A 22,387-nucleotide genomic window follows, 5' to 3' on the forward strand; every position below is an offset into this window, starting at 1 on the left:
ATTTTTAATGAATGGTGATAATCGTAGATTGTTCGCGTGAAGTAACATATTTATAACCTTTTTGCAGGTAAGCATTGACAAAAGGGGACTTGCTAGTCTAATTGTATATACATATCTATACTATTTATTAATACAATGATTAAAACTGAATTCAATAACAATAGGAAAAACGATGGTATTCAAAACACACTCACAAGATATCGTTTGGCGTAATGGCCGTATTGCCACTATGGACCCAGAACTATCGGTCCCTTATGGACTTGTTGAACACCATGATTTAGTTGTCCGTGATAATAAAATAGTTGCAATAGTTTCTACTCAGGAAGTCGAACTAAATGACTGCCAGGTTATTGATGTCAAAGGTAAATTAATAACGCCCGGATTAATCGATTGCCATACTCATTTAGTTTTTGGCGGTGACCGAGCGTCTGAATGGGAACAGAGAATGAATGGGGTTTCTTATGAAACCATTAGTTCTCAAGGTGGTGGAATTAATTCTACTGTGCGTGAAACTCGCAAGATGAGCGAGAACGAATTGTTTGAACGAGCTAAACCAAGGCTCGAAGCATTAATTCGAGAAGGCGTGACAAGTATTGAAATGAAATCAGGTTATGGGCTTGACTATGAAAATGAAGAAAAACAATTACAAGTCGCGAAACAGTTATCTGCACAATATCCTATTTCAGTCAGTTCAACCCTGCTTTCCGCTCACACTGTCCCCGTTGAATATAAAGATAGACCTGATGAATACATTGATTTGATTTGCCAAAAAATCATGCCTGAATTATGGGAAAAAGGCCTGTTTGAGGCGGTAGATGTTTTCTGTGAAAGTGTGGGGTTTTCCCTTTATCAAAGTGAAAAATTATTTTCAGCGGCTCAGAAATTAGGGATCCCAGTGAAAGGGCATGTGGAGCAGTTATCAAACTTAGGTGGGAGCGAGTTGGTTGCTCGTTACAAAGGTTTGTCAGTTGACCATATTGAATATCTAGACCTAGAAGGGATTAAAGCACTTAAAGCGAGTGGAACGGTTGCAGTTTTATTACCGGGAGCATTTTATTTTTTACGGGAAACCAAGTTACCGCCAATTGAGCTGTTGCGGGAACACAATGTTCCTATGGCAGTTTCAACGGATTTTAACCCGGGCACCAGTCCTTTTGCCTCATTACGTATTATTATGAATATGGCGGCCGTCCTATTTAAGCTGACACCGGAGGAGATATGGGCAGGCGTGACACGTAACGCTGCAAAGGCGTTAGGCCGTGAAAATAGCCATGGGCAATTGAAAACGGGCTTTGTTGCTGATTTTGTTGTGTGGAATGCGCAAGAGCCTGTCGAAATGATTTATGAACAAGGGGGTAATCCATTGTTCATTAGAGTGCATGAAGGCAAAATTACCCATCGAAACGGGTGATATATGTGACCCGCAGTTCTAGCTACGAAAATAACAATAATTAATAGTGGTAAATGATGTTGTTTGCCGCAATTTACCCTAAATATTTTCTGTTTTTTGTTTGTTTTTATTAAAATTACATCGTTTAATTATGTGAATGCTTAATAATTAAGCATGATGTTTTTATTCGCGACTGTCAGGATAAAAAATGTCCGATAGCACTAAGGTCGTGTTGTATGCTATCCAATGAATAGCATATTAATACTTAAGATTTTAATCATTAAATTGGAAATGACTGTGACAGCCGATAAAAAGGATAAACAGGGGGCACCGCTCCCACTCTATTTGCAAGTAAAACAATCGATAATTGAAAAGATCCATACGGCAGAGTGGAAGGCAAATGACCGTATTCCATCTGAGTCTGAGCTCGTGACACAGTTTCAATGTAGCCGGATGACCGCTAACCGAGCACTACGTGAATTAACGGCTGAAGGGTTATTGGTTCGCTTGCAAGGTGTGGGAACGTTTGTGGCTGAGCCAAAGGGGCAATCTGCACTATTTGAAATACACAGTATTGAAGCCGAAATACTGGCAAGAAACCATAAATACAGTTGCAGGATCATTAAGCTCGAAGAAATACAAGCGTCTCCAGCGCTCGCAAATGAATTAAATATCAGCCCAGATAGCGCCGTGTTTCATTCTATTATTGTACATTTAGAAAATGATGTCCCTGTACAAATTGAAGACAGATATGTCAATGCCTTAGCAGCACCTGACTATTTAAAGCAAAATTTTTCATCGATTACACCGCATGATTATTTGTCTCAAGTCGCTCCTTTAACACAAGGGGAGCATATTGTTGAGGCCGTAGAGGCAGATGAGCGCTCAGCGAGGTTATTGCAAATTACCACAGGCGCATCTTGTTTGTTAATTACAAGGCGTACTTGGTCCCAGTCTTTCACGGTGACAAGTACCAAACTATTGTTTCCTGGTCACCGCTATAAGCTTAAAGGTAGTTTTACGTCATAAGTTATTTCTCCACGTAAAAGTATGGGCGGAATGATATACAACATATTTTCCGCTTATCGTATCGAGTGATTTCCTTTCATACCCATTTCGTGTGAATTTATTGTGAATTAAATGTGATCCAACAAGCATATTTAGAATAAAAAACACACACAAAAATATCAGGTTCATTTTATATCCAATTGTTTTATTTGAATAAAAATATTTTTATATCATATTTTTTTAATCTTTATGTTAAAAGATTGATTGATCGTACATGTATATACAACTATATCTATAAGAACAATAAAAGGTAGCTAATGGACAGATAAAAGAGGGTATATAAGTGACAGCACTGAATAATAAATATCGAAATATCGAAATTAGGGCGCCGCGGGGAAACACATTAAATGCCAAAAGTTGGCTGACAGAAGCCCCATTACGCATGTTAATGAATAACCTTGATCCTGATGTTGCAGAAAATCCTCATGAATTAGTGGTCTATGGCGGTATCGGGCGTGCAGCACGTAATTGGCAATGCTATGACCAAATTGTTGAGTCCTTAAAACAACTCGAGAGTGATGAAACACTGCTGGTTCAGTCAGGTAAGCCCGTCGGTGTTTTCAAAACCCATGCAAATGCTCCACGTGTTTTAATTGCTAACTCAAATATAGTGCCACATTGGGCAAACTGGGAGCATTTCAATGAGTTGGATGCGAAAGGCCTCGCCATGTACGGGCAAATGACGGCAGGTAGCTGGATTTATATCGGTAGCCAAGGCATTGTTCAAGGAACGTATGAAACCTTTGTGGAAGCCGCTCGTCAGCACTTTAATGGTGATTTAACCGGGCGTTGGGTATTGACTGCAGGTTTGGGTGGAATGGGGGGAGCGCAACCTCTTGCTGCAACATTGGCTGGTGCATGCTCATTGAATATTGAGTGCCAGCAAAGCCGTATTGATTTCCGTTTAAGAACTCACTATGTGGATGAACAAGCGGTCGACCTTGATGATGCATTAGCGCGTCTTAAAAAATATACATCGGAAGGAAAAGCCATTTCTATTGCACTGTGTGCCAATGCCGCTGAAATTCTTCCTGAGCTTGTCAAACGTGGTGTAAAACCGGATATGGTGACCGATCAGACAAGTGCTCATGACCCGCTAAATGGTTATTTGCCAATTGGGATGAGCTGGGAAGAGTACCGTGAGCGCAGTGTCCAAGAGCCCCAAGCCACCGCGTTGGCAGCGAAAAAATCCATGGCTGAACATGTTAAAGCCATGTTAGCGTTCAAACAACAAGGCATTCCTACGTTTGATTATGGGAACAATATTCGCCAAATGGCGTTGGAAATGGGCGTAGAGAATGCGTTTGATTTCCCAGGTTTTGTGCCTGCTTATATTCGTCCGCTATTTTGCCGCGGTGTTGGCCCATTCCGCTGGGTCGCGTTATCAGGGGATCCTGAAGATATCTATAAAACCGATGCGAAAGTGAAAGAGCTGCTACCGGATGATAAGCATTTACATCGCTGGTTGGATATGGCTCGTGAACGTATTAGCTTCCAAGGCTTGCCAGCACGTATTTGTTGGGTAGGGCTTGGGGATCGCGCTAAATTAGGTTTAGCATTCAATGAGATGGTAAGAAGCGGTGAGGTTTCGGCCCCGATTGTTATTGGTCGTGACCATCTGGATTCAGGTTCAGTGGCCAGCCCAAACCGTGAAACAGAATCCATGAAAGATGGCTCTGATGCCGTTTCAGACTGGCCGTTACTCAATGCGTTATTAAATACAGCCAGTGGTGCGACGTGGGTATCTTTACATCACGGTGGTGGCGTAGGTATGGGCTTCTCTCAGCACTCTGGGGTAGTGATTGTGTGTGATGGAACGGATGAAGCAGCAGAGCGTATTGCCCGAGTGTTGCACAATGACCCGGCAACCGGTGTCATGCGCCATGCCGATGCGGGCTATGACATCGCTATCGCATGTGCGCAGGAAAAAAATCTTAATTTACCAATGATTAAAACACGTTAAGGAGTGCCATGATGACTAAGTTAACCATTCACCCAGGAAAAATGACACTCGAAGACCTCCGCATTGTTTTCCAACAAGCAGTAACAGTGGTATTGGATAAACGCGCTCACACGGCTATTGAGAAAAGTGTGGCGACGGTCAATAAAATTATTGAAGAAGATAGAACCGCTTACGGTATCAATACAGGTTTTGGTTTGCTTGCCAATACCCGCATTGCAACTAAAGATTTGCAATCATTACAACGCTCTATTGTGATGTCTCATGCTGCGGGTGTTGGCGAGCCGTTAGATGACGACCTCGTGCGTTTAATCATGGTGCTCAAAATTAATAGTTTAGCTCGTGGTTTCTCGGGTATTCGTCTTGAAGTCATTAATGCCTTGATTGCATTAGTGAATGCGCAAGTTTATCCATTTATTCCTGCGAAGGGTTCTGTGGGAGCTTCTGGCGACTTAGCGCCATTAGCACATATGAGCCTAATTCTGTTAGGAGAAGGGAAAGCCCGCTATGAAGGCAAATGGATTTCAGCGAAAAAAGCGTTAGAAAAAGCAGGGTTGACCCCGCTAAAATTGGAAGCTAAAGAAGGCTTAGCCCTATTAAACGGTACGCAAACCTCCACGGCTTTCGCGTTGAAAGGGTTATTTGAAGCAGAAAAATTGCTGTTATCTGGCATTGTTTGTGGTGCGCTTAGTGTTGAAGCCACACTGGGCTCTCGTAAACCGTTCGATGCACGCGTGCAAGAGGTTCGAGGGCAAAAAGGGCAAATTGATGTTGCGGCGATGTTCCGTGATGTTTTATCACCGACCAGTGAGTTGGCGAAGTCCCATGAGAACTGCGTGAAAGTGCAAGACCCTTATTCACTACGTTGTCAGCCACAAGTGATGGGGGCTTGTTTAACCCAAATTCGCCAAGCCGCTGAAGTGATTTTAATTGAATCAAATGCCGTGTCGGATAACCCGTTAGTCTTTACCGATAATGGTGATATTATTTCAGGCGGTAATTTCCATGCAGAGCCTGTTGCTATGGCAGCCGATAATATTGCGCTTGCGTTAGCGGAAATCGGTGCGTTATCTGAACGCCGTATTGCATTATTGATGGATACCCACATGTCACAGTTGCCTCCTTTCTTAGTGAATAATGGGGGGGTTAACTCAGGTTTTATGATAGCTCAAGTCACCGCGGCTGCATTAGCCAGTGAAAACAAAGCATTAGCCCATCCTTCGAGTGTTGATAGCCTGCCGACATCAGCCAACCAAGAAGACCATGTCTCGATGGCGCCTGCCGCGGGTCGTCGTTTATGGGAAATGGCAAAGAATGTCACGGGTATTTTAGCCATTGAATGGCTTTCAGCGTGTCAGGGAATGGATTTCCGCGAAGGTTTGAAATCGAGTGAAACCTTGGAGAAAGCACGTAAAACATTACGTGACCAAGTGGCTTACTATGATAAAGACCGTTATTTTGCCCCTGATATTGAAGCGGCAATTAATTTAATTAACCAATATAAACTGTCCTCGCTGTTCAAGGCTGATTCAGTTTTTTCTAACTAGTTTATCAAGCAAATAAAAGGTGGCCGGCAATGTACTGGCCGCCTGAAGTATTTATCTGCACGACAATAAAATAATACGAAGGATAAATCATGCAAAGCACATCACAACTTGCGCGAGGGCTTTCTGCGCGCCACATTCGATTTATGGCTTTAGGTTCTGCGATTGGTACAGGTTTGTTTTATGGTTCAGCGAAAGCAATAGAAACCGCTGGTCCCGCGGTATTACTCGCCTATATTATCGGCGGTGCCGCAGTGTTTATGGTTATGAGAGCGTTGGGTGAAATGGCGGTCCATCGGCCACTTGCTGGGTCGTTCTCACAGTATGCTAGTCATTATTTAGGGCCGAGAGCCGGTTTTTTTGCGGGTTGGACCTATGTTTTTGAAATGCTTATTGTTTGCTTGGCGGACGTGACAGCATTTGGTGTTTATATGAAACTGTGGTTTCCGGAGGTTGCGCAGTGGATCTGGGTGTTGAGCATTATTTTCTTTATTGGTGCAATAAACCTATGCCACGTGAAAACTTTCGGCGAAATGGAGTTTTGGCTTTCAATCATTAAAGTTATTGCGATTATTGCAATGATTGTTGGTGGTGCAGCCATTATGATGTTTGGCTTTGGCCAAGCGGCAGACCATGCGGTTGGGGTATCAAACTTATTTATTCACGATGGATTTATGCCAAATGGTATTGGTGGGGTGATTGCTTCCTTTGCAGTGGTGATGTTTGCGTTTGGGGGAATTGAAGTTATTGGTATTACCGCGAGTGAAGCGAAAAACCCGGAAACCACTATCCCAAGAGCGATTAATGCCGTGCCAATTCGCATCTTACTGTTTTATGTCCTGACCTTATTTGTCTTAATGTGCATTTACCCGTGGAACCAAATTGGGCAGCAAGGTAGCCCATTTGTGCAAATTTTCGACAGCTTAGGTATTCAATCTGCAGCGAATATCTTAAATATTGTGGTGATCACGGCGGCAATTTCGGCGATTAACAGTGATATATTTGGTGCTGGGCGTATGATGTATGGCATGGCACATGAAGGGCAAGCGCCAAAAGCCTTTACCAAGCTGACAAAAAATGGTGTACCTTGGATGACGGTATTAGTCATGGTTGCGGTGCTGTTAGTCGGAGTGGTATTGAATTATGTCATTCCTGATGATGTGTTTGTAGTGATTGCGTCAATTGCAACATTTGCCACCATTTGGGTATGGTTGATGATTTTACTGTCACAGTTTGCAATGCGTAAAAAAATGTCACCAGAAGAAATTAGCCAATTAAAATTCCCTGTGCCTATGTGGCCTGTCGCACCTATTCTAGCCATCGCATTTATGGTATTTGTTTTTGGTGTACTGGGGTATTTTGAATCAACACGAATTGCACTCTATGTCGGAATTGTTTGGTTAGTATTACTGGCTATCGCCTATGCACTTTGGGTGAAAAAAACTACGAAAGAGGCGGAAGTCGTGCTGCAAAACGAAAGCTAATATTGTTACTTTCTTACTGAGCTTGTTATTTTTCTCACGCCCTTTAGCTAAAATAAAGGGCGTTTTTACATCACCGCATTCATTAATAAGCGCGATAACCAGACTTTTTGGGCAAATTTTATTATATTAATCTGCTGATTTGTCTTTCACTTCGTGGCAAACTTTAACTATTCATATATTCCCTTTCAAAATACAGGCTGGAGAACCCCTTCTTGGAAAAGATTTTCGTTGATGAAGCCGTTGCAGAACTTCATACCATTCAAGATATTTTGCGTTGGACGATGAGCCGCTTTAATGCTGCTAATGTGTACTATGGCCACGGTACAGATAACCCATGGGATGAGGCGCTACAACTGGTGTTACCAACACTTTACTTGCCTCTAGACCTGCCCGATGAGCTGTTAACATCCCGCTTAACGCCAACAGAGCGTCACCGAATTATTGAGCGTGTTTTACGCCGCATCAATGAGCGTATTCCAGTTGCATACCTGACAAATCGTTCATGGTTCTGTGGTCATGAATTTTATGTTGATGAGCGTGTGCTTATCCCTCGCTCGCCAATTGGTGAGTTAATCAATAACCACTTTGTTGGCTTAGTGGCAGATGAACCGCAAACCATTCTTGATTTATGTACCGGAAGTGGTTGTATTGCGATTGCTTGTGCTTATGAGTTCCCTGATGCAGAAGTTGATGCGGTTGATATTTCAAGTGATGTGCTGGCAGTGGCTGAACAAAATATTGCCAATCATGGTTTAGAACACCGTGTGATACCGATTCGTTCTGACTTATTCCGTGATATGCCAGAGGTTAAATATGACCTGATCGTGACGAACCCACCGTATGTTGATGCGGAAGATATGGACGATTTACCCGAAGAGTTTCGTGTCGAGCCTGAATTAGCACTGGCTGCTGGAAGTGATGGTTTGAAACTGGTACGCCGTATTTTAGCGAATGCCCCGCGTTTTCTGACGGAAGAAGGGGTGTTAGTGTGCGAAGTGGGTAACAGTATGGTTCATTTAATTGAACAATACCCTGAAATTCCATTTATTTGGCTGGACTTCGAATACGGCGGTGATGGTGTGTTTATGTTAACACGTGAACAACTTGTTGAGCACCACGCACATTTTGAGCTTTATATCGATTAATCAACAGTTGCGTGATGTTCCAAGATCATGTAATCAATAATAACGACACAACGATATAATAACTAACAACCAAAATTCTTGGTAAAACAAGAATGGCTTAGAATAGGAAACTCCGATGGCAGGAAATTCAATTGGGCAGCTGTTTCGTGTGACCACATTTGGGGAATCACACGGGGTTGCATTAGGTTGCATCGTCGATGGGGTTCCCCCAGGCTTAGCACTAACAGAAGCAGATTTACAAAAAGATTTAGACCGTCGCCGTCCAGGAACATCACGTTATACGACTGCGCGTCGTGAACCTGACCAAGTAAAGATTTTATCGGGTGTATTTAATGGGGTAACAACCGGAACCAGCATCGGTTTATTGATTGAAAATACTGACCAGCGTTCGCAAGATTATGGTGCAATCAAAGACGTGTTTAGGCCAGGCCATGCGGATTACACTTACGAACAAAAATACGGCCAGCGTGATTACCGTGGTGGTGGCCGCTCATCAGCACGTGAAACGGCAATGCGTGTTGCGGCAGGCGCGATTGCGAAAAAATATTTACAAGAAAAGCTCGGTGTGCAAATTCATGGCTGTTTAACGCAAATGGGCTCCGTCGCTTGTGAAATAAAAGACTGGTCAATTGTCGAAGAAAACCCATTTTTCTGTCCAGATCCAAGCAAATTAGAGGCTCTTGACGAATTATTGCGCGGTTTAAAGAAAGAGGGTGATTCGATTGGCGCTAAAATTACTGTCATTGCAGAGCATGTGCCTGCAGGCTTAGGTGAGCCCGTATTTGACCGATTAGATGCCGATCTCGCTCATGCATTAATGAGTATTAATGCAGTGAAAGGGGTGGAAATTGGTGATGGCTTCGGTGTTATTGCGCTTAAAGGCAGCGAAAACCGTGATGAAATTACACGAAATGGTTTCACATCAAACCATGCAGGCGGTATTTTAGGCGGTATTAGCAGTAGTCAGCCTATCATTGCACATATTGCGTTAAAGCCGACATCCAGTATTACCGTTTCAGGTAAAACATTAAACCGTGATGGCGAGGAAGTGGAAATGATCACCAAAGGGCGTCATGACCCTTGTGTAGGCATTCGCGCGGTACCGATTGCGGAAGCAATGATGGCGATTGTTCTAATGGACCACTATTTACGTCATCGTGGCCAGTGTGCGGATGTAACGCCAGCAATGGAACCTTTTGAGTAATCGGTTTTACTGTGTTTTATGTAGTGACAACAGAGCGGCCTATAAGGTCGCTTTGTTGATGATGAAGGTTCGGATGAAGCCTCCTAAAAATACCTCATCTAGGTTGTGATATCACCAAACCTGACTGGCGATATATTCACATCAACATCATGATATTTCTTCTCTTTGGATAGTAAAATGGATTGGCTAACTGCCGTTGCACCTGAAGTTTATGCTTTACTCTTCTTTGTTGCGCTGTTTGCAGGGTTTATTGACTCCATCGCGGGTGGTGGTGGGTTATTAACGATCCCAGCCCTGTTATCTGTGGGGATAACACCTGTTGAAGCTTTAGCAACCAATAAGTTGCAAGCGGTTGGCGGTTCGTTTTCTTCAACGCTCTATTTTGTTAGGCGCAAAGCCATAGATTTACGAGCACAACTGTTTCCGTTCATTATGACCATGATTGGTGCCATGCTGGGTGCGATTGTCATTCAAATGATTGATACCGCGTTCTTAAAACAGCTATTACCCATCTTGGTGATTTGTGTCGGCTTATACTTTTTATTGACGCCATCAATTGGTGTACAAGACCGCCAACAGCGTATCAGTATGCCTTTCTTCGGGGTGGCAATTGGGATGACGCTGGGTTTTTATGATGGTGCCTTTGGTCCCGGAACCGGTTCATTTTTGGCATTGGGTTATGTTTTGTTGCTTGGTTATAATCTTGCCAAAGCCACCGCGCATGCGAAGTTACTTAATTTTGCCTCTAATTTTGGCTCTTTAGTGTTCTTTATTATCGGGGGTCATGTTCTTTGGGCCTTAGGTTTTGTTATGCTAATCGGCCAAATGGTTGGCGCTCGTTTAGGTGCGCGTTTGGTCTTAACCAAAGGACAAAAACTGATCAGGCCGATGATCGTGGTGATTTCGTTACTGATGAGTATTAAATTACTCCATGATAGCCATGGTGACGTGATTAAAGCTTGGTTTCTCTCATTATTTTAAGATGATTTAAATTATTCATGAGTACACATAATTATCAGGATCTAATCAATATCTTTGATGAATGTTTTGGTGTGACATATAACACCAGGCTGGTAAAAGGGGATGATGAACCCATTTATTTACCCGCAGATGAGGCTGTGCCTTATCACCGTATCGTCTTTGCACACGGCTTTTTCACCAGTGCGCTGCATGAAATCTCACATTGGTGTATTGCTGGGGAAGCAAGACGTCAGCAAGTCGATTACGGTTATTGGTATTGCCCAGATGGGCGAGATGAAAAAACACAGTGTGAGTTTGAAGTGGTGGAAATCAAGCCCCAAGCGTTGGACTGGCTGTTTTGTGTTGCCGTTGGCATTCCATTTAATGTCAGTTGTGACAACTTAGAGGGGGATTTTGAGCCTGATCGTATTGCGTTTATGCGCAAAGTTCATGCACAAGTCATGCTTTATTTAGAAAATGGCATCCCTGAACGGCCATTACGCTTTATTAATGCGTTACAATTGTTTTACAATACGCCACCTCTTTGTGCAGAAGCTTTTCCTTATCCGGAAGATATTTTTGCCTAATGAACACACATTTAAGTAAGGATTAAGCATGCTTGCGGATTTAGAAACACGCATACTAACGAAAATTGATGATATGGTTGAACACGCGAGCGATGATGAACTCTTCGCTGGCGGCTATTTGCGTGGTCACTTAACCCTTGCTGTGGCTGAACTGGAAGAAGAAAACGAAACCAGTTCTGAAGCATTATATCAACGTGTCGAAGTCAGTATTCAAAATGCCATCAAAGCTGGCGAATTGACACCACCAGACCAAGTATTGGTTTTAGATATGTGGAAAAACTTATTAAATAACGCCATTTAATTTGTTGAGTTCTGTATGAAAAGCGGGGAAACCCGCTTTTTTGTTAGCTAAATTTTGTTGCGAGTAAAAATTATGGCGAATATTCGTTTAGCAACCCCCCTTGATGCCAAATATCTTCCTCCGGTGGAAGCCTCCGCAGGACAGGCATTTACGAGTATCGAAAAATATAAATGGCTTGCTGAAGGTGATGGGCAAACGGAGCAAGACCACCTCGATTTTATTTCTGAGCAATTAGAGTGGGTGGCAGTGAATGATTGTGATGAACCAATTGGTTTTATCAATGCTGAAGATCATCATACTAGCCTGCATATTTGTGAGGTTTCTGTTTGCCAGCAATGGCAAGGACGCGGGCTGGGTAAAAAGCTGATTAAGCAGGTACTTGGTGCTGCTTTGGCACGGAATATCACGGTAGTGACATTGACCACTTGCCGCGATGTGCCTTGGAATGCACCTTATTACCAACGCTTGGGTTTTAAAATTCTTGAAGATAGTGAGCTAACCACCGAACTACAGGCTATTTTACAGTCTGAGGTCGATGCAGGGTTTGCTGCTGAAGACCGTTGTGCAATGGCTATCTCATTAACTTAATGCATTAATAAGGGAGTTTAATAGGGCGACCTAATAATAATTTCCTTACCCAAAAACGGTTTGGGTTGAGTTCTGCAAGAGTTTCATCGTCTAGGGGGAGTACTTCCCCAAAAATTTGCGCCGCAAGCAATTCTGCGCAAAGTGGTGCGGTTGATAACCCTCTTGACCCTAATGCACCAAAAATAAATAAATTTGGGTGCACTGGAGCGAGTGCAATAGGCTGTTCTTTGGCAATTTGAGTGGGCAAATTGTGATAGAGTGCCACATGTTGTTCGAAATCAGGCACATTGCCTAATAACGGAAAATGGTCGCGAATAACACAACGAATACCTTGGCGTGAACGTTGCTGAGAAATATCGATATCCTTAGGCCAAGTTACATCGGGTAGGTTATCAACCAGCTTTTGGCGGTTCCCTTGCTGTTCCTCTTCACTATAATCGAAATCAAGACGTTCACGTTGGTAGCTAGCTCCTAAGCAATGTTGTGTACCTGTGGCATCGGCAGGGGTTAAATAGCCTTCAAAGCACAGAACATTTTTCAGTTGTTGTAGGGTGTGATTGGTTGGAATATGGCTGACTTGCCCACGCACAGGTGAAATAGGTAAATTAACGGTTTGAGCAAATTGGCGCAGCTTGTGCCCATTAGCAATAATGACAGTTGAGTGAACACGTGTTAGCTGTTTGTGTTGTGCGGTTTCAATTAATAACTGCCAATCTTGTTCCGTTTGTTTTAATTCAACAACATTATGTTCAAAACAGAAAGTAATACCCTGCTGTTGTAAATATTGTTGTAAACTCTCACAAAGCTGGGCAGGGCACAGCCATCCTCCAGAAGCATAATGAATGCCATCATGGTTGACATCAACGCCGCAAATATCACTCAGTTGCTGGCGACTTTTACCAATAGCAAAATCAGCCGGCCACTCAGTTTCTAGCATTCCCGCTATTTTACGAGTCACTTTGTCGTTATACGCTAATTGGCTTACACCGCACCATTGCCCTTCAAACGCGAGCCCTTGTTTTGCTAATTGGTGATAAAAGCGAGAGGCAAAGGGGAAAGCGCTGACAAAAAAGCGTTCGAGTGGGTCGTTATTGCCAGTGAGTAAGGGGTAAATAGCCCCTTGGCGATTGCCCGACGCATTCTGTGCAACTTGTGCATCTTGGCAGTATAAGGTGACTTTAGCACCGCGGTTATGAAGGGCGTAGGCCGCCGTTAAACTGGCAAGCCCACCACCAATGATAGCGACATCAGTTGGGTTATCTGCGCTTTTTCTGGCAAACCAAGGCGTTGGGATATCAATTTCTTTTTCAGCTAAGACCCCAGTTAACATTTCTCGTTTGTTACCAAAGCCTTTGACTTTTTTAAGGGTAAAGCCAGCTTGTTGAAGGCCTCGTTTAACGGAACCTGCCACGGTAAATGTTGCAAAAGTTCCATTGATGCGGGCGAATTTTGCCATATTAGTGAACAGTTGTTCACTCCACATTTCGGGATTTTTTGAGGGAGCGAAACCATCTAAAAACCAAGCATCTATCTTATTGTTTAAATTGTTTTTTAGTAAAGATATTTGCTCATTTACATCACCAAACCATAAATCTAATATCACGCTACCATTTTCTAAAATGATCCGCTGGTTACCCGGTAAGGCTTGTGGCCAATTTTTACAAAGGGATTGTGAGAAGCTGCTCAGTTCAGGCCAACATTGGTGGGCTGTCATTAAGTCAGATTGTGTTAATGGGTATTTTTCAAAACTAATAAAATGTAATTGTTGCAATTTTGCGTTTGGATTTTCTGCTTTAAATTGTTTAAAAGATTGCCATAATGCTAAAAAATTCAACCCAGTACCAAAGCCAGTTTCGGCAATCACACAGGTTGTGAAAGGGTGCGTCGCGAAGCGATCAGGAAAATGATTTCCTTGCAAAAACACATGGCGAGCTTCTTCTAAGCCATCTTGGTTAGAAAAATAGATATCTGCAAACTGTTCAGACATGGGTGTGCCTTCGTCATTCCAACTTAGGCGTGCGGTTTGTACAGCGTTCTTTTTCACAATAAGCCTACATTCTTTATTTAATACCTAAATTTTACCGCTGATATGGGTGTAAGGCTACCGTCATAAAAAAGTCTTATTGGCGTCATAAAGAAAAAAATACAAATATTTACCCTGATCGGACTTGTTCAGCGTACAAGTGTAAGCTAAAGTGACAACCTGTAATCCCGCAATCATATAATTATAGACATGAGGTAACGAATGAAGCGTGCAGTCATCACTGGTCTAGGTATTGTTTCCAGCCTTGGTAATAACCAGGAAGAAGTACTGGCTTCTCTGAAGGAAGGTCGTTCCGGGATCACTTTCTCAGAAGAATTCAAAGAGGCAGGGCTGCGTAGCCATGTCTGGGGTAATGTTAAAAATTTAGACCCAAAAGATTTAATCGACCGCAAAATTTTCCGTTTTATGAGTGATTGCTCCGCCTATGCTTATTTATCAATGGAACAAGCGATTGCGGATTCAGGTTTAACAGAAGAACAAGTTTCAAATTTACGTACAGGTATCGTTGTTGGCTCTGGTGGTGGTTCTCCACGTAACCAAGTTGCAGGTTCTGACGGTATGCGTGCTAAAGGTTTACGTGGTGTGGGCCCATACATGGTGACTCGTGCAATGGCATCGGGTATTTCTGCTTGTTTAGCAACGCCATTTAAAATCAAAGGTGTAAACTACTCCATCAGTTCTGCTTGTTCAACATCAGCACACTGTATTGGTCATGCGGTTGAGTTAATTCAATTAGGCAAGCAAGATGTTGTTTTCGCTGGTGGCGGTGAAGAACTGAGCTGGGAAATGACCTGTGAGTTTGATGCAATGGGCGCATTGTCAACTAAATACAATGAGACGCCAGACAAAGCATCAAGAACCTATGACAAAGACCGTGATGGTTTCGTTATTGCAGGTGGCGGCGGTATCGTTGTTGTTGAGGAATTAGAGCATGCGTTAGCGCGTGGTGCACATATCTACGCTGAAATCGTGGGTTACGGTGCGACCTCAGATGGCGCAGACATGGTTGCTCCATCAGGAGAAGGTGCGGTGCGCTGTATGCAAATGGCGATGCAAGGTGTTGATAAAATTGATTACATCAATACACACGGTACCTCAACGCCAGTGGGTGACACGAAAGAGTTAGAAGCGATTCAAGAAGTGTTCGGTAACAACTCTCCAGCAATTTCAGCAACGAAAGCAATGAGTGGTCACTCATTAGGTGCTGCGGGTGTTCACGAAGCAATTTATAGCTTACTGATGTTAGAACACGGCTTTATTGCGCCAAGTATTAACGTCGAAAACCTAGATGAGAAAGCTGCGGGCTTGAATATCGTGACAAAACCAACCGAACAAGCGCTGGATACGGTCATGTCTAACAGTTTCGGTTTCGGTGGAACTAACGCCACATTAGTGATGAGCAAATACAAAGCATAATTTGTATTAGGCTAACGTATTAAATAAGCGAGAACTTCGGTTCTCGCTTTTTTTTTATATATATGAAATCAATAGGCACACTATCGTTGTTTTATTAAATAATTAATATTTTGAATATGGGAGTATATGGCAAATAAATAAAGTTAATTGATATAGGAAAAATTTATGAGTATTAAAAATTTCTTTTACACAATGAGTAATAGTTCGACAAAGATGCTTGAAGTCTATATTAAAAATAGCTCCGAAGCGAATAAAAAAAATGTATTTAACATGGCTTTTTCTAAGATAAGTAACATATACAACCGATATGGGTGGGATGTTGAAGAAAAAGGTAAAGAGAAAATCACAAAGCAAATTAAAATTTTAAATCATCTAGTGGATATAAATACCGACAAATCGAAAAATAGTGATAGTAGTCATCTATTACACGTCAAATCAGAACATAAACTCGATATGCTTGCAGCCTACTATGACCATTCGAAAAAAGAAATAACTGCGGAAGATATGGTAAAGTTGCTACTGAATATTACCTATAATGGCGCTATTCGTGCTAATAGTGTAAATGTTGATTTTTCAGGTTCAACTTTATCGAACACGATTGTGGATACAAGCAACAATACGCCTTTGCTAAGAGCAAATTTCTCTAATGCAATAGCTGAAAACTCGCAGATTAAAATTCCAGTTAAGATAGATGTTGATTACAATTTTACAAATACTAATTTAACGGGTGCTAAAATAAATTTAAATATTCATTATGATAACTTGACTGATACTGATATGAGAGGCTTATTTGGTAGTGATAGCTTTGGTCATAAAAGTGTTTTTAGTTCAATATCGACAATTGATAATAAATATATTGAGGTTAAACAAGCGGCATTTAAGGAGCTTGCAAAAGCTTATGATAGAAGAAAAGATTATTTCAAGAGCAATGCCTTAGTTGGAGATGAATTTTTAAATCAGTATATGAATATAAAAAGCAGGAGCAATAAGATTAAATAAGTGGTTTCAATGGGTTCAAGTAATTAATATTTTTTGGGAATATCATGAATATGATAAGATATTAAAATATTGAAAGGCAATATTAAAAATATTAAGTCGAGGGTTAGTTAATCATTTTTACAGAAAGTTTAGTAATATGATTTTTAAAGTCAAAAAATGCAGTAAATCATTTCCTTTTTTAGCAAAAAAACAGTAAGTGTATATAGTAGGTCAAGAAGGTAAAATGTTAAAAAAGTTACATAAAAATAAATACTGTAATAATTAAAATATTACCGATTAAACACTAAAAAGCCCCAAAATATATTTGGGGCAGTCTTTTGGAAAATTAGTATAAATTTATTTTTGTGTAGAGATTGTTCTATTTTTACGAATGCGTTTTACAATCGGTGGCAAAATTAGCACTAATACCGCTAGAATTAATAAACTTTGGGAAATCGTACTGCTCCAAAGAATATCGAAATTACCATTACTGATGGATAATGAACGGCGTAAATTTTGTTCTAACATTTCACCCAGTACAAACCCTAAAATTAATGGTGAAAGTGGGAAGTTCATTTTGCGTAATATAAACCCAAATACGCCTAGCCCCATCATGAGTAACAAATCAAACGTCGTACTATGAACGGCATATACCCCGACAGCAGAAATGCAAGCAATAGCAGGGACTAAAAACCATAACGGAACGGTTAGCATACGCGTGAATAAGCCAATTAACGGAATATTCATGATGAGCAAAACCACGTTAGCAATCAACAGAGCTGCAATTAACCCCCACACAATATCCGGTTGCTCTGTAAACATACCAGGGCCTGGGGTGATATTATAGAGCGTTAGGGCACCCATCATTACTGCTGTTGTTCCCGAGCCCGGAACGCCAAGAGTTAACATAGGAATAAATGACCCACACGCAGAGGCATTATTGGCGGCTTCAGGCGCGGCTACCCCTCGGACATCGCCATTACCGAAATCGCCTTTTTCACCACTGATTTTCTTTTCCGTCATATAAGTGATGGCGCTGGCAATGGTAGCTCCCGCTCCCGGTAATACCCCAACAAAGAAACCGATGAATGAAGAGCGTAAAGCAGGACCAGCACATGCTTTGGCTTCTTTGCGATTGAATAGCATTCTGCCTGTTTTACGGATCAGCCCTTGGCCTGTGGCAGTGCCTTCGAGCATCAATAAAATTTCACTAACAGAAAATAAACCAATAACCACGACGATAAACTGCACGCCATCCGATAAATGTACGCTATCAAACGTAAAACGATATTCCCCAGAGTTGGCATCCACTCCCACAGTGGCGAGTGATAAACCAATTAATGCAGCCAATAGTGATTTGATTGGGTTTTGGCTCATCATGCTACCTAGGCAGGCGATAGCAAAAACCATTAAGGCAAAATATTCGGCAGGCCCAAAGGCGAGTGACCATTCAGCAAGCAAGGGAGCGAATAAAATTATCCCTACAATTGCAATCGTTGAACCAATAAATGAACTGACTGCGGAAATTGAGAGAGCAACCCCGCCTTTCCCTTGTTTTGCCATAGGGTAACCATCTAGGGTGGTCATGATGGCAGCGGCATCACCAGGGACATTGAGTAAGATTGATGATATGCGTCCGCCATATTCACAGCCTAAATAAACCGTGGCGAGTAAGATTAATGCTGACTCGGCGGGTAATTTCAGGGCAAAGGCCAATGGTAGCAAAATAGCGACACCATTAATTGGGCCAAGGCCGGGAAGCATACCCACGATTGTACCGATAAAACAGCCAATTAAGGCGATCAAGATATTTTGAGGAACTAGTGCGACCTCGAAACCTTGCGATAGATACATCCAAGTTTCCATGATTTCGCTCCTTAACTTAGCAGGCTGCCAATAGGCAAGGTTACATCTAGCCATTTATCAAAGGCATAGAACAAAAAGATACCTAAGACCGGGCCCGAAATAATCGCGGCGATAGGTGTCGCACCAAATAGCAGGGCGATACTGATGGTGAGTAAGCTGGTTGCAATCGGGAACCCTAACCATTCAAAGGCCCATGCATAAATAACAAGTGCAACAACTAATAAAACTAAACGACGTAATACATAGGGTTTTGGCCACTCAACGGCTTCTTGCTTGCCAAATAATAAGGCAAGGGCACAAAGCGCCATTAAGGAGAGTATGACAACCGGAAAAGGGCGGGGGCCCAGTGGTTCATAACTAAATTCACTTTGGATCCCCCAACCAATATAAATTCCGATAGCACACAGTATTAGCCAAACTATGGCAAATATGCGTTGGCTCATCGTTCACTCCGTTATTTGGCTAAACCGAAGGCACGGGCTTGTTCACGATACTGCTCGATTTCTTTTTTGACATAGCTATCGAGTTCTTGCCCCGTTAAGTTGTATTCAAATAAACCACGCAGTTCACGTTGTTTTTTGAATTCGTCGGTTTGTTGTAGTTTTTGGAAGGCTTCGACCCATTGGTTATAGTCAGCATCGGAGACTTTCGGCCCCATATAGAAACCACGAATGATTGGCCAAACAATGTCATAACCCTGCTCTTTTGCTGTTGGGATATCTGATAAACCATCCCCAAGGCGTTTGTCTGAGTAGACAGCAAGGATACGAATTTTACCTTCATTGATATACGGCGTCATTTCGCTGATATCCCCTGAAAGGACTTGGATATGGTTGCCCAGTAGTGCAGTTAAGGTTTCACCGCCGCCTTCAAAGGCCACATAGCGCATTTTTCGTGGGTCTATATCAATGGCTTTGGCTAATAAGGCCGTTTTCATCCAATCTTGGCTGCCAATAGACCCTCCCGCACCAAATACGATGCTGTTAGGATCTTTTTTGAAGGTATCCATTAAATCTTTCAGGGTTTTATAAGGTGAGTCGGCACGTACGGCTATCATACCGTAGTCGCTTCCCACACTGGCGAGCCAGCGAACATCGTTTTCGTTATAACGACCAAATTTTCCCTGTGCGAGGTTGAGTAAGGAACCTCCTGAGAAAGCAACAATAGTGCCGGGTTCGGCAGGGCGTTGTGCGACGATGGCGTTATAAGCAACGGCACCAATACCGCCTGGCATATAGGTTACGCGCATTGGTTTTTCAATTTCTTTTGTTTCCAGAAGAGATATTTGTACTAACTTACAGGTTAAATCAAAACCGCCTCCAGGTTTGGCAGGGGCAATACATTCTGTACGTTCGGGTAGGGCGTTTGCTTGATTGATGCCAACTAAAAATATTGCTGTTGCTAAGGCCGTCTGGGTGAATTTTTTCATTATTTTTCCTTACTAAGACAATAATTAGAGGTATATATTATTACTGCTTGTTGTGCTGGTATGGCATCATCGCCCGATGAAGCTTTCATTTACCTTTCATTAACAAATATTATTATTTTTATGTGATATATATCAGATTGTTTTGTATTTTTACTTTTTTGTTATGTTAATTTAATGTTAAATTAATCACGTTAATAGTGTTTGTTAGCAATAGTTGTGATGGACACAGTAAAAATGTGCACATTTGCTTTCCATTCATTCAATGGAATGCCAACGTATACTGATAAATAATTATAATGAGTATGCGGAATGAGAATTTTATTGGTTGAAGATCATGACGAGTTGTCATTATGGTTACAGAAGGCCTTATCGTCATCTGGGTTTGCGGTTGACCTTGCTAGTGATGGTGCGATAGCAGACCAGCTATTACAAACTGAACGCTATGAATTAGTCGTGTTAGATGTATCACTTCCGAGAATGAGTGGGCTTGAGGTATTGGCGCAAATGCGCAAACGGCATCAAGAAACCCCCGTCTTGTTACTAACGGCGAATTCCGACGTAGCCGACCGTGTACAAGGGTTAAATGCAGGGGCTGATGACTACCTGACGAAACCTTTTGATATTGCGGAATTAGAAGCGCGTCTTCGTGCTTTATTACGGCGTAGCCAAGGGCAAGTTAATGAGTCACAACAGTTTGGTTTACTTAGTTACCATGAGGACGGTTATTTTTTATTAGGCGAAGAGCCGCTAGGCTTAACACCAAGGGAATATGCGGTGTTAAACACCCTATTTCATCGACGAGGTCGACCTGTTTCTAAAATGCAATTATTTGAACAGGTATTTTCGCTGTCAGATGAAGCCAATTTACAAAGTATTGAGTTATATGTTCACCGTGTAAGAAAAAAACTTGCCGGTTCGGATGTTAACATCAATACCTTACGCGGATTGGGATACCGATTAGAGCAGTGTAGTGTATGAAATTAGTCGCTCATCCACGCTCTCTCTTTCATCAGTTACTGCTCTTTTTCGGTATCCCCCTCATTTTGTTGGGGAGTTTTTCGGTTTATACCCACTATTACAGTGCAAAAAATGCTGCAAATTTAGCCTATGATCGAACGTTACTAGCTTCAGCTCGAACAGTTGCAGAACGCTTACAAGTGGTAGATGGGCATCTCTCGGTGAATGTGCCTTATGTGGTGCTCGATAGTTTCGAACTAAATAATAATGACCGAATTTTTTATCAAGTTATCTCTCCTGACGGTGAAACTATCTCTGGTTATGACGACTTACCGCCAATTCCCCCTTATTGGATGCGTTCACAGCACTATACTGCGCTAGTTTATTTTTATGATGCACAGTATAAAGGTTTACCTATTCGTATTGCTGCGTTTTATCAACCGATTAATGAAGGTGGCATCACTGGGATGGTTGAAATTCGTGTTGCGGAAACGGTCTATTCGCGGCAAGATCTCGCTAATCAATTATTAATTTCTGCCTTGATGAGCCAAGGTACAGTGGTACTTTTAACCATGGTGCTTGCCTATATTCTACTTAGTAAGCTGCTGGCACCGTTGAAAAGATTATCTCACTTAATGTTAGGCCGTTCTGCCAATGATTTAACACCCTTGCCAGATTTACTGCCGTGGTCGGATTTATCGCCATTAATTGATGCATTAAACCGTTATATTTCTCGCCTAAAGCGGATGGTTAGACGACAAGAACGCTTTAGTGCAGATGCATCTCACCAATTAAAAACACCTTTAACCGTACTAAAAACCCAAGTTTCGGTTGCCATTAATAGTGCAGACGAAAGTCAACGGCAACAAAGTTTACAAGCTATTGATAAAACCCTCGATAATACGATCATTTTGACGGATAGGCTTTTGCAGTTATCTCGCTTAAAAGCACATGAAAAAGAAGCCATCACGCAATATCGTGCAGTTAATTTAGTGGAAATTGTTCATCAAACGTGTTTTACCCGCTTAGCGCAGGCAGAAAGCCAAAATATTGATTTAGGCTATGAAGGGTTAGACGTAGCATGGATAAAGGGAGAGCCTATTTTATTGGCTGAGATGTGTGCAAATTTAATTGATAATGCTATTAAATACACGCCTGCAAATGGAGTGGTCACCGTTCGAGTGGTCAGCAGTGATGACCATCTTCATTGGGTCTTAGAGGTTGAAGACTCTGGTCCTGGGATCCCAGATGCGAAAATTAACCGTTCTATGGAAGCCTTTACTCGTTTAAATAATGCGTTAGGTAAGGAAGGCGCTGGCCTTGGGCTGGCGCTTGTGAAAGATATTGCTAGCTATCATGGTTCTGAACCTCAATTATTAAAAGGTAAATTACTTAATGGATTATTGGTTAGAATCGCATTTAAAGCTAGCCAAGCGCCGTGGTAAGAAAAACGCCCTTACTAAGGC

At 42.1% G+C, this 22,387-nt stretch carries 19 protein-coding genes; 15 read left to right on the plus strand and 4 right to left on the minus strand.

Annotated features, from left to right (window positions below):
• Positions 1-172: 172 nt before the first annotated feature.
• From hutI to FVA72_RS08765, 11 genes are all read left to right on the plus strand, one after another.
• Positions 173-1,411 (plus strand): imidazolonepropionase, encoded by a 1,239-nt coding sequence (gene hutI / locus FVA72_RS08715; RefSeq protein ID WP_110591936.1) that lies wholly within the window; start codon positions 173-175, stop codon positions 1,409-1,411.
• Positions 1,412-1,681: 270 nt separating this feature from the next.
• Complete coding sequence (hutC, locus tag FVA72_RS08720; protein ID WP_036957971.1) at positions 1,682-2,419, plus strand: histidine utilization repressor; 738 nt, start codon at positions 1,682-1,684, stop codon at positions 2,417-2,419.
• Between the two features lie 322 nt (positions 2,420-2,741).
• On the plus strand, positions 2,742-4,421 hold the full coding sequence (hutU, locus tag FVA72_RS08725; RefSeq protein ID WP_004257198.1) for a urocanate hydratase: 1,680 nt from the start codon (positions 2,742-2,744) through the stop codon (positions 4,419-4,421).
• A gap of 11 nt (positions 4,422-4,432) precedes the next feature.
• Complete coding sequence (hutH, locus tag FVA72_RS08730; protein WP_110591935.1) at positions 4,433-5,965, plus strand: histidine ammonia-lyase; 1,533 nt, start codon at positions 4,433-4,435, stop codon at positions 5,963-5,965.
• Positions 5,966-6,054: 89 nt separating this feature from the next.
• Positions 6,055-7,446 (plus strand): amino acid permease, encoded by a 1,392-nt coding sequence (locus tag FVA72_RS08735; protein WP_110591934.1) that lies wholly within the window; start codon positions 6,055-6,057, stop codon positions 7,444-7,446.
• Positions 7,447-7,658: 212 nt separating this feature from the next.
• Complete coding sequence (gene prmB, locus FVA72_RS08740) at positions 7,659-8,591, plus strand: 50S ribosomal protein L3 N(5)-glutamine methyltransferase (RefSeq protein ID WP_004257202.1); 933 nt, start codon at positions 7,659-7,661, stop codon at positions 8,589-8,591.
• A 115-nt stretch (positions 8,592-8,706) separates the two neighbouring features.
• Positions 8,707-9,795 carry a chorismate synthase gene (gene aroC / locus FVA72_RS08745; protein ID WP_004257206.1) on the plus strand — a complete coding sequence of 363 codons (1,089 nt, stop codon included), beginning with the start codon at positions 8,707-8,709 and terminating at the stop codon, positions 9,793-9,795.
• A gap of 177 nt (positions 9,796-9,972) precedes the next feature.
• A complete protein-coding gene (locus FVA72_RS08750) occupies positions 9,973-10,776 on the plus strand; it encodes a TSUP family transporter (RefSeq protein WP_004257209.1) in 804 nt (267 codons plus the stop codon).
• 17 nt (positions 10,777-10,793) lie between these two features.
• Entirely contained in the window at positions 10,794-11,342 is a 549-nt protein-coding gene (locus tag FVA72_RS08755; protein WP_109911530.1) for an elongation factor P hydroxylase, read from the plus strand.
• Between the two features lie 28 nt (positions 11,343-11,370).
• Entirely contained in the window at positions 11,371-11,643 is a 273-nt protein-coding gene (locus FVA72_RS08760; protein ID WP_004257217.1) for a YfcL family protein, read from the plus strand.
• A gap of 72 nt (positions 11,644-11,715) precedes the next feature.
• Entirely contained in the window at positions 11,716-12,231 is a 516-nt protein-coding gene (locus FVA72_RS08765; RefSeq protein ID WP_110591933.1) for a GNAT family N-acetyltransferase, read from the plus strand.
• Between the two features lie 4 nt (positions 12,232-12,235).
• Here the strand turns inward: FVA72_RS08765 and mnmC are convergent, their stop codons facing one another.
• Positions 12,236-14,275, minus strand: a complete 2,040-nt coding sequence (gene mnmC, locus FVA72_RS08770) for a bifunctional tRNA (5-methylaminomethyl-2-thiouridine)(34)-methyltransferase MnmD/FAD-dependent 5-carboxymethylaminomethyl-2-thiouridine(34) oxidoreductase MnmC (protein WP_110591932.1) — start codon at positions 14,273-14,275, stop codon at positions 12,236-12,238.
• 201 nt (positions 14,276-14,476) lie between these two features.
• Between mnmC and fabB the strand changes: the two genes are divergently transcribed.
• Together fabB and FVA72_RS08780 are read left to right on the plus strand one after the other, a co-directional pair.
• A complete protein-coding gene (fabB, locus tag FVA72_RS08775) occupies positions 14,477-15,691 on the plus strand; it encodes a beta-ketoacyl-ACP synthase I (RefSeq protein WP_004257234.1) in 1,215 nt (404 codons plus the stop codon).
• 165 nt (positions 15,692-15,856) lie between these two features.
• Positions 15,857-16,690 (plus strand): hypothetical protein, encoded by an 834-nt coding sequence (locus FVA72_RS08780; RefSeq protein ID WP_110591931.1) that lies wholly within the window; start codon positions 15,857-15,859, stop codon positions 16,688-16,690.
• Between the two features lie 336 nt (positions 16,691-17,026).
• Here the strand turns inward: FVA72_RS08780 and FVA72_RS08785 are convergent, their stop codons facing one another.
• Genes FVA72_RS08785 through FVA72_RS08795 form a run of 3 tightly spaced genes read right to left on the minus strand, consistent with a single transcriptional unit; the run spans position 17,027 to position 19,964 of the window.
• Positions 17,027-18,535, minus strand: coding sequence for a tripartite tricarboxylate transporter permease (locus FVA72_RS08785; RefSeq protein WP_004257240.1), 1,509 nt, complete (start codon positions 18,533-18,535; stop codon positions 17,027-17,029).
• Positions 18,536-18,546: 11 nt separating this feature from the next.
• Positions 18,547-18,978 carry a tripartite tricarboxylate transporter TctB family protein gene (locus FVA72_RS08790; RefSeq protein ID WP_094962691.1) on the minus strand — a complete coding sequence of 144 codons (432 nt, stop codon included), beginning with the start codon at positions 18,976-18,978 and terminating at the stop codon, positions 18,547-18,549.
• An 11-nt stretch (positions 18,979-18,989) separates the two neighbouring features.
• On the minus strand, positions 18,990-19,964 hold the full coding sequence (locus FVA72_RS08795; RefSeq protein WP_110591930.1) for a Bug family tripartite tricarboxylate transporter substrate binding protein: 975 nt from the start codon (positions 19,962-19,964) through the stop codon (positions 18,990-18,992).
• Positions 19,965-20,273: 309 nt separating this feature from the next.
• On the opposite strand from FVA72_RS08795, the gene tctD reads away from it, so the two are divergent.
• Both tctD and FVA72_RS08805 read left to right on the plus strand, forming a co-directional pair.
• Positions 20,274-20,942, plus strand: a complete 669-nt coding sequence (tctD, locus tag FVA72_RS08800; protein ID WP_004257247.1) for a transcriptional regulator TctD — start codon at positions 20,274-20,276, stop codon at positions 20,940-20,942.
• On the plus strand, positions 20,939-22,366 hold the full coding sequence (locus FVA72_RS08805; RefSeq protein WP_110591929.1) for a sensor histidine kinase: 1,428 nt from the start codon (positions 20,939-20,941) through the stop codon (positions 22,364-22,366). The genes tctD and FVA72_RS08805 overlap by 4 nt, the downstream gene beginning before the upstream one ends.
• Positions 22,367-22,387 lie beyond the last annotated feature (21 nt).

This window comes from Providencia sp. PROV061 (genome assembly GCF_011045655.1).
GTDB lineage: Bacteria > Pseudomonadota > Gammaproteobacteria > Enterobacterales > Enterobacteriaceae > Providencia > Providencia hangzhouensis.

What these genes read in the sequence shown, in the direction of transcription:
- hutI (WP_110591936.1), top strand. Translation starts at nt 173, where the DNA reads ATGGTATTCAAAACACACTCACAAGATATCGTTTGGCGTAATGGCCGT.
- hutC (WP_036957971.1), top strand. Translation starts at nt 1,682, where the DNA reads ATGACTGTGACAGCCGATAAAAAGGATAAACAGGGGGCACCGCTCCCA.
- hutH (WP_110591935.1), top strand. Translation starts at nt 4,433, where the DNA reads ATGACTAAGTTAACCATTCACCCAGGAAAAATGACACTCGAAGACCTC.
- FVA72_RS08735 (WP_110591934.1), top strand. Translation starts at nt 6,055, where the DNA reads ATGCAAAGCACATCACAACTTGCGCGAGGGCTTTCTGCGCGCCACATT.
- aroC (WP_004257206.1), top strand. Translation starts at nt 8,707, where the DNA reads ATGGCAGGAAATTCAATTGGGCAGCTGTTTCGTGTGACCACATTTGGG.
- FVA72_RS08750 (WP_004257209.1), top strand. Translation starts at nt 9,973, where the DNA reads ATGGATTGGCTAACTGCCGTTGCACCTGAAGTTTATGCTTTACTCTTC.
- FVA72_RS08755 (WP_109911530.1), top strand. Translation starts at nt 10,794, where the DNA reads ATGAGTACACATAATTATCAGGATCTAATCAATATCTTTGATGAATGT.
- FVA72_RS08760 (WP_004257217.1), top strand. Translation starts at nt 11,371, where the DNA reads ATGCTTGCGGATTTAGAAACACGCATACTAACGAAAATTGATGATATG.
- FVA72_RS08765 (WP_110591933.1), top strand. Translation starts at nt 11,716, where the DNA reads ATGGCGAATATTCGTTTAGCAACCCCCCTTGATGCCAAATATCTTCCT.
- fabB (WP_004257234.1), top strand. Translation starts at nt 14,477, where the DNA reads ATGAAGCGTGCAGTCATCACTGGTCTAGGTATTGTTTCCAGCCTTGGT.
- FVA72_RS08780 (WP_110591931.1), top strand. Translation starts at nt 15,857, where the DNA reads ATGAGTATTAAAAATTTCTTTTACACAATGAGTAATAGTTCGACAAAG.
- FVA72_RS08785 (WP_004257240.1), bottom strand. Translation starts at nt 18,535, where the DNA reads ATGGAAACTTGGATGTATCTATCGCAAGGTTTCGAGGTCGCACTAGTT.
- FVA72_RS08790 (WP_094962691.1), bottom strand. Translation starts at nt 18,978, where the DNA reads ATGAGCCAACGCATATTTGCCATAGTTTGGCTAATACTGTGTGCTATC.
- FVA72_RS08795 (WP_110591930.1), bottom strand. Translation starts at nt 19,964, where the DNA reads ATGAAAAAATTCACCCAGACGGCCTTAGCAACAGCAATATTTTTAGTT.
- tctD (WP_004257247.1), top strand. Translation starts at nt 20,274, where the DNA reads ATGAGAATTTTATTGGTTGAAGATCATGACGAGTTGTCATTATGGTTA.
- FVA72_RS08805 (WP_110591929.1), top strand. Translation starts at nt 20,939, where the DNA reads ATGAAATTAGTCGCTCATCCACGCTCTCTCTTTCATCAGTTACTGCTC.